The organism is Streptomyces sp. NPDC002643 (assembly GCF_053592555.1).
Genome location: NZ_JBSFVY010000055.1, coordinates 1 through 14,332 on the forward strand (window position 1 = coordinate 1; position 14,332 = coordinate 14,332).

The 14,332-nt window shown below is 70.4% G+C and carries 14 protein-coding genes and 1 pseudogene; 8 read left to right on the top strand and 7 right to left on the bottom strand.

Going from position 1 to position 14,332, the window contains the following annotated elements:
- Window positions 1-285 precede the first annotated feature (285 nt).
- Both ACWD4G_RS43100 and ACWD4G_RS43105 read right to left on the bottom strand, forming a co-directional pair.
- Window positions 286-459: a hypothetical protein gene (locus ACWD4G_RS43100; protein ID WP_451303748.1), complete on the bottom strand. Its 174-nt coding sequence runs from the start codon at window positions 457-459 to the stop codon at window positions 286-288.
- A gap of 329 nt (window positions 460-788) precedes the next feature.
- A complete protein-coding gene (locus ACWD4G_RS43105; protein WP_451303750.1) occupies window positions 789-1,097 on the bottom strand; it encodes a hypothetical protein in 309 nt (102 codons plus the stop codon).
- Between the two features lie 529 nt (window positions 1,098-1,626).
- Between ACWD4G_RS43105 and ACWD4G_RS43110 the strand changes: the two genes are divergently transcribed.
- The 4 genes and pseudogenes from ACWD4G_RS43110 to ACWD4G_RS43125 all read left to right on the top strand — a co-directional run bounded on the left by ACWD4G_RS43110 (window position 1,627) and on the right by ACWD4G_RS43125 (window position 4,814).
- Window positions 1,627-1,989, top strand: coding sequence for a hypothetical protein (locus tag ACWD4G_RS43110; RefSeq protein WP_451303752.1), 363 nt, complete (start codon window positions 1,627-1,629; stop codon window positions 1,987-1,989).
- 640 nt (window positions 1,990-2,629) lie between these two features.
- Entirely contained in the window at window positions 2,630-3,622 is a 993-nt protein-coding gene (gene dhaK / locus ACWD4G_RS43115; RefSeq protein ID WP_451303754.1) for a dihydroxyacetone kinase subunit DhaK, read from the top strand.
- A 128-nt stretch (window positions 3,623-3,750) separates the two neighbouring features.
- Window positions 3,751-4,381, top strand: a pseudogene (gene dhaL / locus ACWD4G_RS43120) (dihydroxyacetone kinase subunit DhaL).
- Entirely contained in the window at window positions 4,374-4,814 is a 441-nt protein-coding gene (locus tag ACWD4G_RS43125; protein WP_451303755.1) for a PTS-dependent dihydroxyacetone kinase phosphotransferase subunit DhaM, read from the top strand. Before dhaL ends, ACWD4G_RS43125 begins: the two are co-directional and overlap by 8 nt.
- Window positions 4,815-5,150: 336 nt before the next feature.
- On the opposite strand, the gene ACWD4G_RS43130 is transcribed toward ACWD4G_RS43125, so the two are convergent.
- The gene (locus ACWD4G_RS43130) at window positions 5,151-5,840 is read right to left on the bottom strand and encodes a glycoside hydrolase family 75 protein (protein ID WP_451303757.1); all 690 of its coding nucleotides are present in this window, start codon (window positions 5,838-5,840) and stop codon (window positions 5,151-5,153) included.
- Window positions 5,841-6,402: 562 nt separating this feature from the next.
- Here ACWD4G_RS43130 and ACWD4G_RS43135 point away from each other — a divergent pair.
- On the top strand, window positions 6,403-7,305 hold the full coding sequence (locus ACWD4G_RS43135; RefSeq protein ID WP_451303759.1) for a fibronectin type III domain-containing protein: 903 nt from the start codon (window positions 6,403-6,405) through the stop codon (window positions 7,303-7,305).
- A gap of 302 nt (window positions 7,306-7,607) precedes the next feature.
- On the top strand, window positions 7,608-8,159 hold the full coding sequence (locus ACWD4G_RS43140) for a hypothetical protein (protein ID WP_451303761.1): 552 nt from the start codon (window positions 7,608-7,610) through the stop codon (window positions 8,157-8,159).
- A 9-nt stretch (window positions 8,160-8,168) separates the two neighbouring features.
- On the opposite strand, the gene ACWD4G_RS43145 is transcribed toward ACWD4G_RS43140, so the two are convergent.
- From ACWD4G_RS43145 to ACWD4G_RS43160, 4 genes are all read right to left on the bottom strand, one after another.
- Entirely contained in the window at window positions 8,169-8,723 is a 555-nt protein-coding gene (locus ACWD4G_RS43145) for a PadR family transcriptional regulator (protein ID WP_451303763.1), read from the bottom strand.
- 21 nt (window positions 8,724-8,744) lie between these two features.
- Window positions 8,745-10,760, bottom strand: a complete 2,016-nt coding sequence (locus ACWD4G_RS43150; protein ID WP_451303765.1) for an oxidoreductase — start codon at window positions 10,758-10,760, stop codon at window positions 8,745-8,747.
- A gap of 163 nt (window positions 10,761-10,923) precedes the next feature.
- Window positions 10,924-11,718 (bottom strand): putative protein N(5)-glutamine methyltransferase, encoded by a 795-nt coding sequence (locus tag ACWD4G_RS43155; RefSeq protein WP_451303767.1) that lies wholly within the window; start codon window positions 11,716-11,718, stop codon window positions 10,924-10,926.
- A gap of 161 nt (window positions 11,719-11,879) precedes the next feature.
- The gene (locus ACWD4G_RS43160; RefSeq protein WP_451303769.1) at window positions 11,880-12,698 is read right to left on the bottom strand and encodes a GNAT family N-acetyltransferase; all 819 of its coding nucleotides are present in this window, start codon (window positions 12,696-12,698) and stop codon (window positions 11,880-11,882) included.
- Between the two features lie 234 nt (window positions 12,699-12,932).
- Here ACWD4G_RS43160 and ACWD4G_RS43165 point away from each other — a divergent pair, with 234 nt between their 5' ends.
- Both ACWD4G_RS43165 and ACWD4G_RS43170 read left to right on the top strand, forming a co-directional pair.
- A complete protein-coding gene (locus tag ACWD4G_RS43165) occupies window positions 12,933-13,538 on the top strand; it encodes a sulfite oxidase-like oxidoreductase (protein ID WP_451303771.1) in 606 nt (201 codons plus the stop codon).
- Entirely contained in the window at window positions 13,531-14,307 is a 777-nt protein-coding gene (locus tag ACWD4G_RS43170) for a ferredoxin reductase (protein WP_451303773.1), read from the top strand. Before ACWD4G_RS43165 ends, ACWD4G_RS43170 begins: the two co-directional genes overlap by 8 nt.
- The last annotated feature ends 25 nt before the right edge of the window (window positions 14,308-14,332 follow it).

The following is a 14,332-nucleotide window of genomic DNA, read 5'->3' on the forward strand; positions in this document are numbered from 1 at the left end:
AGCGGTGCACCTCATCAACCGTGACGTCCCCACCCATGCCCACTTCAACGAGCAGCCAGACCAACCGTCACACCAACTGCGGCTGCAGTACTAAAGGGTGTTGCACAAGGCGACCGCGTCCACCACGCCATGCTCGGCATCGCCCGCCTGCACAACCTCGCCCCCACCGGGTGACCGAGAAGACGAGCAGGTCAGCCAGCACGCCGTAAATCATTTACGGGACAAGACTTAGCTTTGCCTTTACCGCCATGCCGCCTCCTCCCACAATCCATTTTGCGCTGGCCACTACAACTTGCCGATGCACTCCCGTAGCAGGGCGTTGAAATAAGCCCCGAAGGGCAACAGGTCGTGCATGGCGATGACGTCCTTGCTATGGCGGATCTGCCGGTGAAGTACATCATCCGCCTGGTTCTTGAATTCCAGCAACCGTGCCATGTACTTCTTGTCGGTCCGGTCCACTTGTAGTTGCTGACCGCCGACTCAAAGGAGTTGGCAGCAAGAATCGGCGGGACATGGTCGATGACTGCCCTTACTAGTGCGTGGCAGGCATAGACGTGATCTTCCGCGTAACAGTCGTTCAGTTCGCGCGGCAACTGCAACAGCTTGTCGAGACTCCAGGTGGTCTGGCCCTGCTTCTGCTCCAGTTCTTCAATGAGGCCAGCGTTGACGTAGACCGGAACTGTGACGGCAGGAGTGGCCGTTGGTGCCAGGTCCTTCGACGCGCCGATGTCCCCGAACCCCCCGCCACCAGCCACACCGCCATCGCACGCAATCGACCTGCGGCTCACTCACTTCGGCGCCTCCGGCAGCGCCGGCACCGTCGAGATGGACTGGATGGTGGACTCCCACACCCCGGTCCGCGTGTTCTTGAACCGAAGATGCAGCACCTCGAACTCGTCCGGCACCCAGTCGAACTCGCCGACCTCATCCTGGTCGAAGACCTGGTGTTCCGCGAACAGCGTGGCCAGCTCGATGTCCCTGGACGCCTGCATGATGAACTTGCCGACCTTAACGACATGCATCACCGGACGACCCTGCGCCTCCGCCTCCCGGACGCTCCCCCAGAACGGCTCGTACCTCTTGGCCGACTTGGTCATCCCACCCACTCGTCGCGCCTGATGTCGCTCGGCCTGTATGCCAGGCAGGCGCAGCCATCTGCCCCCCCACCCCCCAACCCACCCGATGTACAGCAGCCTCGTCCTCGAAGGCGAAGAACATCGATCCCTGTACGTCGCCCTTACCCAGGCACGACGCCACACTGCCGTTCTCGGTCTCACCCACACTCGCGCGGAACCTGCGCGGAACCTGCGCGGATCACTGCACGCGCCCAAGGACGGCGATAGCGATCCCCTCGCCCCCAGGCGACCGCCACGCCGCCAATCCGGGCTCGCCACAACCGCGAGCCGGCCTTCGCTCTCCCATGAGCGCCTGAAGTGCAGCACCTCTCCGCGAGTCACAGCTCCATGAATGTTGTACCACCAGCAGACGAAGAACCTGCTGACAGCGCCTTGGAACGGCCCTTCGCTGGAACTGCCGAGAGGGCTGACAACGGGCGCGTGAGACGGACCGTCGTCTGGCAGGCGCAAATTCGTCGCGACGTACTGGTTCAGGATGTCATCCCGGTCCATGAACAGGATCTGGCTACGCTTCGACGCGTCCAATTCCTTCCCCAGCCAGTTTCGCGCCGTCATGGTGATTTCGCTGCCGGCCACGATGAAGGCGTGGTCGACAAGCACTCTTCGGTTGGTTTTCGGGGTCGACAATAATCTCGTGAGCGAGCATCATGAGCGCTTGCCGGAAGTGACGCGTGGGCAGCGCGTGGCGCATCCAGATGTCTTTGCCATACTCAAGCGCCTTGACCTAATAGCAGTGCCCGTCACCAGAGTTGAAGGCCTCGAAGCCTTCCCGGGCAAGTACTGGTTGGGTTGCCGAAGCGCATTTCGCCGGTCAGACCCCTCATTGAGGGCGTCAGCAGGACTCATCGGATAGTCGATCAGCCGGGAGAAGGACTCCGGCGGTCGCGAAGGACCGTCGTGCGGCTCAGCCGGCATCGCTTCAAGAGCGTCGGCCGCCCAACGGTGCCGCGTCGAGCCGTCGTGCACCCCGTCCGTGCCGAGCTCAGCGAAGAACTCGGTGATGTACTTGCTGGGTCGGTAAGGGAAGTACTTTCGGTCCCGACGCGTTGCCCGCATCGTCGGAGCCGAGGCTTCCGCACACCAGGTGGCCCAGCGATTCGAGCATTCTCTTCCTGAGCTTCATAACAGAGTCCCCCTCCCCATCATTGCCGCTCCAGGTCGGTCGCGCGCACGCGTCGCCCTTTCGCTCTGGACCGGCCCATGGCCCAACTGGCAGGGAGCCTCGGGCACCCTGGCAGGCTCATGAGCGCCCACGCACGTGACCTTCGCTGCCGCAAGGTCGATACTTCCAGCAGATGCGACCGCGCCGACCAGTGTCCGACCGCCCTTGACACCTGACGCCCCGTCATCAAAGTCGGCATTGAGTCAGCATCAGTACCGCCGGAGCCCGCCCACGACCGCCACCAACCGCCGAGTTCAAAAATCACCCAATGCGCACTGACCTGCAAAAACGCAAGTCAGCCGCTTGTCTGATAGCTCTATAGGAGACACCCATGAAGATGTTGATCAACGTCGCGGAGACCGTCGTCGCGGATGCGTTGCGGGGTATGGCGGCCGCTCATCCCGAGTTGATCGTGGATGTCGAGAACCGGGTGATCGTACGGCGGGACGCGCCCGTCGCCGGGAAGGTGGGGCTCGTCTCCGGTGGTGGTTCGGGGCATGAGCCGTTGCACGGTGGTTTCGTGGGGCCCGGCATGCTGTCGGCGGCCTGTCCCGGTGAGGTGTTCACCTCCCCCGTGCCGGACCAGATGGTACGAGCCGCCGCGGCCGTGGACAGCGGCGCCGGGGTGCTGTTCATCATCAAGAACTACACCGGCGACGTACTGAACTTCGACATGGCGGCCGAACTCGCCGAGGACGAGGGCATCCAGGTCGCCAAGGTCCTCGTCAACGACGACGTGGCCGTGACCGACAGCCTCTACACCGCCGGCCGGCGCGGTACCGGCGCCACCCTGTTCGTGGAGAAGATCGCGGGCGCCGCCGCCGAGGAGGGACAGCCCCTGGAGCGGGTCGAGGCCCTGGCCCGGCAGGTCAACGAGAACTCCCGCAGCTTCGGCGTCGCCCTGTCCGCCTGCACCACCCCCGCCAAGGGCAGCCCCACCTTCGATCTCCCCGCCGGGGAACTGGAGTTGGGCATCGGCATCCACGGGGAGCCGGGGCGGGAGCGGCGCGCGATGATGACGTCCGGCGAGATCGCCGACTTCGCGGTCAACGCCATCCTGGAGGACATGGACCCCCACAACCCCGTCCTGCTGCTCGTCAACGGCATGGGTGCCACCCCGCTGCTGGAGCTGTACGGCTTCAACGCGGAGGTCCAGCGCGCCCTCACCGAGCGCGGCGTCGCCGTCGCCCGCAACCTCGTCGGCAACTACGTCACCTCCCTCGACATGTCCGGCGCCTCGGTGACGCTCTGCCAGATCGACGAGGAAGTGCTGCGGCTGTACGACGCGCCGGTGAAGACCCCGGGACTGCGCTGGGGAATGTGAGCCGTGCGTCGGCCGCGCATCAGCCGCGCATCGGCCGCGCCGACCGCGCCGGTCCGGTCCGGTCCCACCGACGCCTCCGGCGGGGGCGACCACTGTCAGTCAATTCTCGTACCACGCAAGGAGATTCCGTGCTCGACGCCGACTTCTTCCGTCGCTGGATGGCGGCGGCCGCAGCCTCCGTGGAGCGCGAGGCCGAGCGGCTCACGGCGCTCGACTCGCCCATCGGGGACGCCGACCACGGCAGCAATCTGCGTCGCGGGTTCACCGCCGTGATGACCGTCTTGGAGAAGGAGACGCCCGAGACGCCCGGCGCCGTCCTCGTACTCGCCGGACGGCAGCTGATCTCGACCGTCGGCGGCGCGTCCGGCCCCCTGTACGGCACCTTGCTGCGCCGCACCGGCAAGGCGCTCGGCGAGGCGGCCGAGGTGAGCGAGGGTCAGCTCGCGGACGCGTTGCGGGCCGGTGTGGACGCGGTGATGGCGCTGGGTGGTGCCGCGCCCGGCGACAAGACCATGATCGACGCGCTGGTCCCGGCGGTCGGCGCGCTCGGCCGCCGAGGAGGGCGCCCTCGCGACCACGCCGTTGCAGGCCCGCAAGGGCAGGGCCAGCTATCTGGGCGAGCGGAGCATCGGCCATCAGGACCCCGGCGCGACCTCCGCCGCACTGCTGATCGCGGCGCTCGCCGACACCGCCGGGGCCGGGGGCGGGGCCGAGGGCAAGGGCGAGGGCGAGGGGGCTTCGGAGGCCGCCGATGCCTGACGAGACGAAGGTGGAGGAGAAGGCGGGCGACGAGAAGCTGGTCGGCATCGTGCTGGTCTCGCACAGCGCCGCCGTCGCCGCCTCGGTCGCCGAGTTGGCGAAGGGGCTCGCGGGGGCGGGCGCGACGGTGCCCGTCGCCCCGGCGGGCGGCACCGAGGACGGCGGCCTCGGCACCAGCGCCGAACTGATCACCGCGGCCGCCGCGGCCGTGGACCGGGGCGCGGGGGTCGCGGTGCTCACCGACCTCGGCAGCGCCGTCCTCACCGTGAAGGCGCTGCTCGCCGAGGGCGACGAACTCCCCGACGACACCCGTCTGGTCGACGCGCCGTTCGTCGATGGCGCCGTCGCCGCCGTCGTCACCGCCTCCACGGGGGCGGACCTGACGGCGGTGGCTGCGGCGGCTGCCGAGGCGTACACGTATCGGAAGGAGTGACGCGCTCGGCCGGGCAGGGGTCTCGCCCAGCCGACCGAGCCGCACGGCTCAGACCCCGCTCCACCCCGCCCAGCCACCCACACCCACACCGCTCGCCTCCCCCTTCACACCACTCCGGGGCCTGCCTCCTCGTCAGGTGGCAGGCCCCGGGTTCGGGTTCGGCGCTCAGGCGCACACGGGCACGGTCACGGGCACGGGCACGGGCACGGGCACGGACACGGGCACGGACACGGGCACGGACACGGGCACGGACACGGGCACGGACACGGGCACGGGCACGGACACGGGCACGGGCACGGGCACGGGCACGGGCACGGTGGGCCCGGGACGGACGGCTCACCATCCGCCCACCAACTGCCGTGCCAGCGCCTCCCCCTGTTTCACCGTCGCCCCCCGGTCCTCGATGGGCGATACACGGGACTTCTCGAAGACGATGTAGGTGACACCGGAGTCGGTGCCGCCGCGACGTGGGTCGGGGCGGATGCCGAGGGCCTCGGCGGTGGCGTAGGAGGCCTCGCCGATGACGCCCTGCGGACCGGTGTCGCCGACGACGGCGTACTGGACGCGGCCCTCGTAGACGACGACGGCGAGGGAGCCGCCGGTGATGCCGTGGCGCCGGTAGTCCCAGATCCGGCTCGGGGCGGGGACGACGATGAACGGCAGTGTCTCGGAGCGCAGCTGACGGCCGTCGGACTGCTGGAAGGAGGTCGACGGCTGGAACCACGGGTCGGCGCGGCGATTGCAGCGAGGGCTCGGCCGGCCGTCGCAGTCGATGTCCATGTCGGCCTTCCAGTGCACCGCGCCGTCCACTCCGCAGACGGGGATCGCCGCGGGCTTCGCCGCGTCGCTGCGGTAGAGCCCCCGTGAGACCCGTACACAGCCGCGCACCCGCTCCAGCAGTTCGGCGGCTGTCACGGCGTCACCTTCGCGTCCGCCTATGGGACCTTGGTGGGCCAGGGCGGGCAGGGCGACGGGGGCCATCAGAGCGGCGCCGACAACAGCCAGCGTCAGGGAGCGGACGCGCACGATAAGCAACCCTCTCCTGGGCGACATTGACGATCACTCACCCAAGGTGGTGCGGGGCGGAGAGGTCGGCCACCGGGAGGGGGCCGGACGGTGCACGGCGTCAACGGGCGTGCGCGCGGCCGAGAGACCGGGCCTGCCTCGGTCCCGGCCACTCGGCCGCGCTCGTCGGCGCGGGTTCGGCGACGACAGCGGCCCGCGCCATACAGCACGAACTCACCTGGTAGGAAAGCCAGTTCGCACCGTTTCGGACCACCAGCATACGTAGCGGGACGCCGTGACGTGAACCGAGCGGCCACCCGCGCGGCCGACCAGGTCTCCCGGACCCACCCTCTTGATGTGACCGCGTCAGCCGTGTCATACATGGGGATAGGTACAGACCAATCCCGCCGCCGCTCGACACACCGGAGGCCGGATCATGCGACGCCGCCCCACCCCGCCGAAACCGACACCGCCGCCCAGAACGACACCGCCGACACCGAGAACGACACCGATCCCGGCGTTCGCGCCGGTGCTCCGTGCCGCGCTGCTCTGCACTTCCCTGCTCCTCATCCCTTCCTGCGCCATGGACGAGAGCCCCGGTCGCCGCCCGCCGCCGGCACCTTTGGGCGTCACCGCCACCGCGGGCAGCGCGACCAGCGTCCATGTCATGTGGAACCAGGTGTCGGGAGAGTCGGAGATCGCCGGATACGAGGTGTATCGGGGCCGTACGAAGGTCAAGGACGTGCCGCGCGACGAGCACATGGCGGACATCACCCGGCTGCGGCCGTCCACCACCTACGTCTTCACGGTCCGGGCCCGAGGCACCGCCGGTGATCTCGGTCCGCCCGGCGCGAAGGCGCGGGCCACGACACCGGCCGCCGGGGCCATCGACCGCCGGGCCCCGACACGGCCCGCCCGCCTCGCTGGAAAGCCGGTCGGGAGCAGGGCGGTTCAGCTGTCCTGGGGGCGGTCGACGGACGACGGGGACGTGGTGTCGTACGACATCCTCCAGGGCGATACGAAGATCCACAGCGTCGGCGGTGAGCAGACGGCGGCCGTGGTCACCGGATTACGGCCGGGTACCCGGTACTCCTTCACCGTGCGGGCGCGGGACGCGGCGGACAACGTCTCCCCCGTGAGCGAGCCGCTACGGCTCCTCACCGCCCCCGGCACGGACGACGGACGGGGCACGGCGCCCACCGACTTCCGCGTCTCGGCGCGCGACGACGACGGGGCGTACTCCCTCGTCCTCTCCTGGCTACCGCCGCGGGCCGACGGAGTGATCACGGAGTACGAGATCCAGTTGGACGGACGCCCGGCGACGACCCTCGTGTGGGGTGGGACGCCGCCCGAGGGCCGGGCCACGTACAGCTTCTACGCGGGCCGGGAGAGCGGGGTGTCGTACCGGGTGCGGATCAGGGCGAAGCTGCCGGACGGGACGTGGGGAGGGTTCTCGGCGGAGCGGACGGTGACCACGCGGCCCTGAGATCGCCACCCGACGGACGCAGTCCCGAGATCGCCACCCGACGGACACGGTCCTGAGCCCGGAGGCCGCCGCTGGACGCACGCGGGCCCTGAGAGCCGAGGACTCCGTCCGACGCGCGCGGCCCCGGAGCCGACGCCGGCGTGTGCCGTCCCCCGCTCGGCGGAATCCGTCACCTGCCCGGGGGCGGTCCGCATGCGGGCGGGGCGTGGGGCACGTTGGCTCGGCCTGAGGCAGCACGGGGTTCCCCGATCCTCGGCGGCGCAAGGGATGTACCGCCAACCGTGCCGCCGGAGGGCACACCCATGCGTATGTCTCGACTCCTTCTCCGCTCCGGCCTGACCGTGGCCGCCGCCGCCCTGCCCATCGCCCTGACCGCGTCGTCGGCCACCGCCGTCCCCTCGGGCATCTCGGTGAGCACCACGGGCTCCAACGTCACCGTCAACACCAGCGACTGCCGCACCAGCGTCAACGGCGTGTTCGGCAACGCCTCGCTGCTCTCCAGCGGGCAGGCCAACTTCTCCCAGGGGCGGCAGGTCACACTCACCGGCACCAGCACCACCCAGTCCGCGTCCTGGACGAACGTCTCCCCCGGTACGTACACCGTGATCGTGGTGTGCCGGGACGGCACCACGGCGGGCACTCAGTCGATCATCGTCACCGCCGCCACCCCCACCATCTCCACGACGACGACCGCCTCACCCACCTCGCCCGCACAGGGCGTCATGGGTGGACTCGGCGGCAGCTCCGAGGATTACGGCACCCTCACCCTGGTGGGCGGCGGCGCGCTGGTGGCCGTCGGCACGGTGGCGGCGGGCTGGTACCTGCGCCGCCGGGCGAAGCCGCACCGGCTGTGAGGGAGGGGGTCAGGTCCCCCCTCCCTCGTCCGGCAGGCTCTCGAACTCCTCCAGGGCGTTGGTCAGCCACTGGGTCCAGAAGGTCTCCAGGTCGATGCCGGCGCGCAGGATCAGATGCTGGAGCCGGTCCTGCGGCGAGTCGTGACCGGGCCCGAAGTCCCGCTTCTCGATCTCCTCGTACTCGGTCAACTGCCGCTGGTGCAGGGCGAGATGGCGGCCGAGATCGTCCCGCAGGCCGGTGGTGCCGACCACGGCCGCCGCGCGCAGCCGTACGAAGAGGGCGTCGCGCCACGGCTTGGGGTCCTGGGGTGTGGAGGTCCAGCGGGCCAGTTCCTCGCGGCCGGCCGGCAGGACCTCGTAGCTCTTCTTCTGGCCCCGGGCCGGCCGTTCGGAGGGCAGGGCGCGGATGAGGCCCTCGCTCTCCAGTTTTCCCAGCTCGCGATAGATCTGCTGGTGCGTGGCCGACCAGAAGTAGCCGATCGACCTGTCGAACCGCCGGGTCAGCTCCAAGCCCGACGACGGCTTTTCGAGCAGGGCGGTGAGGATCGCGTGCGGGAGTGACATGGACTCATCCTAGGAAGGCCGTCACAGGGCCGCCGCCAGCTCGGTGCCCTGTTTGATGGCCCGCTTGGCGTCCAGTTCGGCGGCGACGTCGGCGCCGCCGATGAGGTGGGCGGAGCGTCCGGCGGCGACGAGGGCGTCGTAGAGATCGCGGCGCGGTTCCTGCCCGGTGCACAGGACGATCGTGTCGACCTCCAGGACCTGGCGGACGCCGTCCACGGTGACATGCAGCCCGGCGTCGTCGATGAGGTCGTACTGGACGCCGGGGACCATGGTGACGCCCCGGTGCTTGAGTTCGGTGCGGTGAATCCAGCCGGTGGTCTTGCCGAGTCCGGCGCCGACCTTGGAGGTCTTGCGCTGGAGGAGGTGGACCGAGCGCGGCGGGGCGGACCGCTCCGGGGCGGCGAGACCACCGGCCGCGCGGTAGTCCATGTCGACGCCCCACTGCCGGAAGTAGACGGCCGGGTCCTCGCTCGCCTTGTCCCCTCCGTCGGTGAGGTACTCGGCGACGTCGAAGCCGATGCCCCCGGCGCCGAGGATCGCGACGCGGTCGCCGACGGGGGCGCCGTCGCGCAGCACATCGAGGTAGCCGACGACCTTCGGGTGGTCGACGCCCGGGAGGTCGGGGGTGCGCGGGGTGACCCCGGTGGCGACCACGACCTCGTCGTACTCGGCGAGATCGTCGGCGGCGACGCGCGTGTTCAGCCGTACGTCCACGCCGTGCGCGTCGAGTTGGTGGCGGAAGTAGCGCAGGGTCTCGTCGAACTCCTGCTTGCCGGGGACCCGGCGGGCCACGTTGAGCTGGCCGCCGATCTCGTGGGCGGCGTCGAAGAGGGTGATCTCGTGGCCGCGTTCGGCGGCGCTGACCGCGCAGGCGAGACCGGCCGGGCCCGCGCCGACGACGGCGACGCGTTTGCGCAGCCGGGTCGGGGAGAGCACGAGTTCGGTCTCGTGGCAGGCGCGCGGATTGACCAGGCAGGAGGTGATCTGGAGGTTGAAGGTGTGGTCGAGGCAGGCCTGGTTGCAGCCGATGCAGGTGTTGATGGCGTCGGGCGTGCCCGCCGCGGCCTTGTTGACGAACTCCGGGTCGGCGAGCATCGGCCGGGCCATGGACACCATGTCGGCGTGGCCGTCGGCGATCAACTGCTCGGCCAGCTCTGGGGTGTTGATGCGGTTGGTCGTCACGAGCGGGACGGACACGGCGCCCATCAGCTTCTTCGTGACCCAGGTGTAGGCACCGCGCGGGACGGAGGTCGCGATGGTGGGGATACGGGCCTCGTGCCAGCCGATGCCGGTGTTGATGATCGTCGCCCCGGCCGCCTCGACGGCCTTGGCGAGGGTGACGACCTCGTCGAACGTGGAGCCGCCCGGGACGAGGTCCAGCATCGACAGCCGGTAGACGATGATGAAGTCCTCGCCGACGACCTCCCTGACCCGGCGCACGATCTCGACGGGGAAACGCATGCGGTTCTCGTACGGGCCGCCCCAGCGGTCGGTGCGGTGGTTGGTGCCGGCCGCGATGAACTCGTTGATCAGATAGCCCTCGGAGCCCATGATCTCGACGCCGTCGTACCCGGCGTGCCGGGCGAGGCGGGCCGCGTTCGCGTAGTCGTCGATGGTCCGCTCGACCTCGGCGTCGGTGAGTTCGTGCGGGACGAACGGGCTGATGGGTGCCTGCAGCGCGCTCGGTGCGACCAGGTCGCGGTGGTAGGCGTACCGGCCGAAGTGCAGGATCTGCATCGCGATCCGGCCGCCCTCGCGGTGCACGGCGTCGGTGATCGCGCGGTGCTGCTCCGCCTCGGCGTCGGTGGTGAGCTTGGCGCCGCCCTCGTAGGGGCGGCCGGCGTCGTTGGGGGCGATGCCGCCGGTGACGATCAGGCCTACGCCGCCGCGGGCGCGGGCCGCGTAGAACGCGGCCATCCGTTCGAAGCCGTGGGGGGCCTCTTCGAGGCCCACGTGCATGGAGCCCATGAGTACGCGGTTGGGGAGGGTGGTGAAGCCCAGGTCTAGGGGGCTCAGAAGGTGGGGGTAACGGCTCATGGGGGCCTCCGTGGGTGGCTGGGTCTTTCTTGTTTTAGACGACGGGTGGGGGTTTATGCAACTAGTTGCAGAATGGAGGGGGAGGGTGCGCTCAAGAGCTCGGGGGGTTCGGTGATCGGGCGACTGCGGGTTGTGTGTGGTTGATCGCGCAGTTCCCCGCCCCTTACGGGGCTCTGGTTCCCAGGACAACCTGGGCGTACATCTCGGCCGAAGTCGCCGACCGTGCCGCCAAGCCCGCCGCGCGGAAGGCGTCCAAGGCCAACGGGAGTTGGTGTTCGCTCGTCTCGATCAGGAGGTGGCCGGCGGGGGCGAGCCAGCCGACGGCCTCGGTGGCGACTCGGCGGAGGATGTCCAGGCCGTCCGTGCCGCCGTCGAGTGCGACGAGGGGTTCGTGGTCGCGGGCCTCCGACGGGAGGAGGCCGATCTCACCGGTGGGGACGTACGGCACGTTCGCGGCGAGGATGTCGACGCGGCCCCGCAGATCGGCGGGGAGGGCGGCGAACAGGTCGCCCTCGTACGCGTGGCCGCCGTAGGGCGCGAGGTTGCGGCGTGCGCAGCGGACCGCCGCCGGGTCGACGTCGGCGGCGTGCAGTTCGAGTCGGCGGCCGCCTTCGGAGAGCGACGCGGCCAGGGCGGCGCCCACCGCGCCCGAGCCGCAGCACAGGTCCACGACGACGGAGGCGGCGGGCACCGCGGCGAGGGCCTGTTCGACCAGGAACTCGGTGCGGCGGCGGGGGACGAACACCCCGGGTTCGACGGTGATGCGCAGACCCGCGAACTCGGCCCAGCCGAGGACGAGTTCGAGGGGCAGGCCCGCGACGCGCCGGTCGACCATGGCGGCGGCCTCGTCGGGAGTGCGGGCGGTGGTGAGGATCAACTCCGCCTCGTCCTCGGCGAAGACGCAGCCGGCGGCGCGCAGTGCCGTGACGACGGAGGTGGTGGAAAGAGGGGATGGCATGAGAGCCGAGAGCCTTTCGGTGGGCCGAAGGGCGCTCCCGCGGTGGCCTATCGGCAGTGCACCGCGCCGCGTTGAGGTGAGAGCACCCGACCTGACACAGCGGTAATGGGTCCCACCTCCTCGGCCGACGTGACGACTGGCCCGGTCACCCTACCCCATGGTCATGACGCCCCCTCAAGGGCACGCCCCGGCGCCACGCCCGCCCCGGGCGCGGTCACGGGGACACGGGCCCCCACGAAGCGGGTGGTACGGCGGAGACGGAAGCCGAGGGACTCATAGAGGCGGATGGCGTTCGTGTTGGCGGCGGAGGCGTGCAGGAAGGGGGTCTCGCCACGCTCCCGGATGCCGTGGGCGACGGCGTGGACGAGGCGGGTGCCGAGGCCCTGGCCGCGGAAGGCCGGGTCCGTGCAGACCGCGCTGATCTCGGTCCAGCCCGGCGGGTGCAGCCGTTCGCCGGCCATCGCGATCAGCGCACCGTGCCTGCGTATGCCCAGGTAGGTGCCGAGTTCGACGGTGCGCGGGAGGAAGGGGCCGGGCTGGGTGCGGGCCACCAGGTCCAGCATCTCGGGTACGTCGGCGGGGCCCAGCCGTACGGCCTCGTCGTCCGGTGCGGCGGCGATCCCGTCGTCGACGAGTTGGACGCCGGCCATGTCGAAGATCGTCTCCCAGTCGGCCGGGAAGCTCCCGCCGTACGCCGGGACCGCCACCTCCGCACCCGGGCCCACCAGCGCCGCCAGGTCCGCCCAGTCGTCGGCGTCGGGTTCGTCGGGCAGCGCCAGCCACGGCGACACGTCCACCTGGTAGCGCAGCACCCGGCCCCGCCCTTCGGCGAAGGGGGCGTGCGGTCCGGTGAGGGAGGCGAGGGCGGGGTTGTCGAGCACGTGCGGCACGCCCTCGGGCGCGTGCGGCGCACGCTCAAGGCCGCCTGTGATGTCCGAGCCCCTGACTCCGTCCGTGCCGTCACTCATGTACTCGGGCATCCGCTCTCCCACTCTCCTTCGCTGTCACCGGGGCCGGCATTCCAGGCAAGGAAGATCACGGGGCCCGTATTCCCGGGGCGCCGAAGACTTCATACGGCGGCAATGATCAGCGTCTGCCCCAGGGCCCCCGAGGGTCGGACCACCCTCCCCGAACACGTACGGTTGTACGACTCAGCGATCCACCTCAGCCATCCATCGGCACTCAGCCACTCAGCCACCCCGTGGGACCCGCATTTGAACGTCACCCGAGGCTTCACCGGCCGCTCCCGCGTCGACGATCCGGGGCTGCCGCCCGGTCAGTACGACGCGGGCGACGACTGGCCCGTGCTGTCCGCCGAGGTCACGCCCGATCTCGCGCCCGCCGACTGGACGTTCCGGATCGACGGTCTGGTGGCGGAGCCCCGCACCTGGGACTGGGACGAGGCGCACACGCTGCCGCAGTCGGTGTACGAGGGCGACATCCACTGTGTGACCGGCTGGTCCAAGTTCGGGGTGCGGTTCGGGGGTGTCCCGCTGGACGCGTTCCTCGACGTGGTCCGGCCCGACGCCTCGGCCACGCACGCGGTCGCGTACGCGCACAGCGGCTACACCACGAACCTGCCGCTCGCCGACCTCACCGGCGGACGGGCGTGGATCGCCTGGGAGTACGACGGCGATCCGCTGCCCGCCGAGCACGGCGGCCCGGCGCGGCTGCTGGTGCCGCATCTGTACTTCTGGAAGAGCGCCAAGTGGATCGCCGGCCTCCATCTCCTCGACCACGACGAGCCCGGCTTCTGGGAGCGGAACGGCTATCACGCGCGGGGCAACCCGTGGGAGGAGCAGCGGTACTCCGGTGACTGAGACGACCTTCACCCCGCCCACGCGGTTTACTCCGCCCACCCGCTTCGCCGTGCCCGGGCGGATCGCGGTGAGCGATCGGGCGGCGGCGCTCTGGCAAACGGCGACGCTGACGGGGATACGGCGGGAGACGGCGCGGGTGGCCACGTTCCGGTTCGCGGTGCCGGGGTGGGCCGGACATCTGCCGGGCCAGCATCTGATGCTGCGGCTGACCGCCCGCGACGGCTACACCGCCCAGCGTCACTACTCGCTCGCGTCCCCGCCCGACGACACCGGGCACATCGAGCTGACCCTGGACCATGTGGAGGGCGGCGAGGTCTCCGGCTGGTTCCACACGGAGGCACGGCCCGGGGACCAGGTGGAGGTGCGCGGGCCGCTCAGCGGCTTCTTCGCCTGGCCCGGGGACCGGCCCGCGCTGCTGCTCGGGGCCGGTTCCGGTGTCGTACCGCTGATGTCGATGCTCCGCCACCACCGGGCGCGCGGCCTCGACGTACCACTGCGGCTGCTGGTGTCCGCGCGGACGCCCGAGGAGCTGATCTACGCGGAGGAGTACGGCGAGGAGACCACGCCCGTCTTCACGCGTGCCGCGCCCGAGGGAGTGCCGGTGGGCCGGCTGTCGGCGGCGCATGTGGCCCCACTGCTGGCCGAGGCTCCGCCGAGCGGCTGGGAGGCGTATGTCTGCGGCTCGAACGCCTTCGCCGAGCACGCCTCACGTCTGCTGGTCGAGGCGGGCCAGCCGGTGGATCACATCCGCATCGAACGTTTCGGCTGACCACTCCCTCCCCCAGCCACCCACC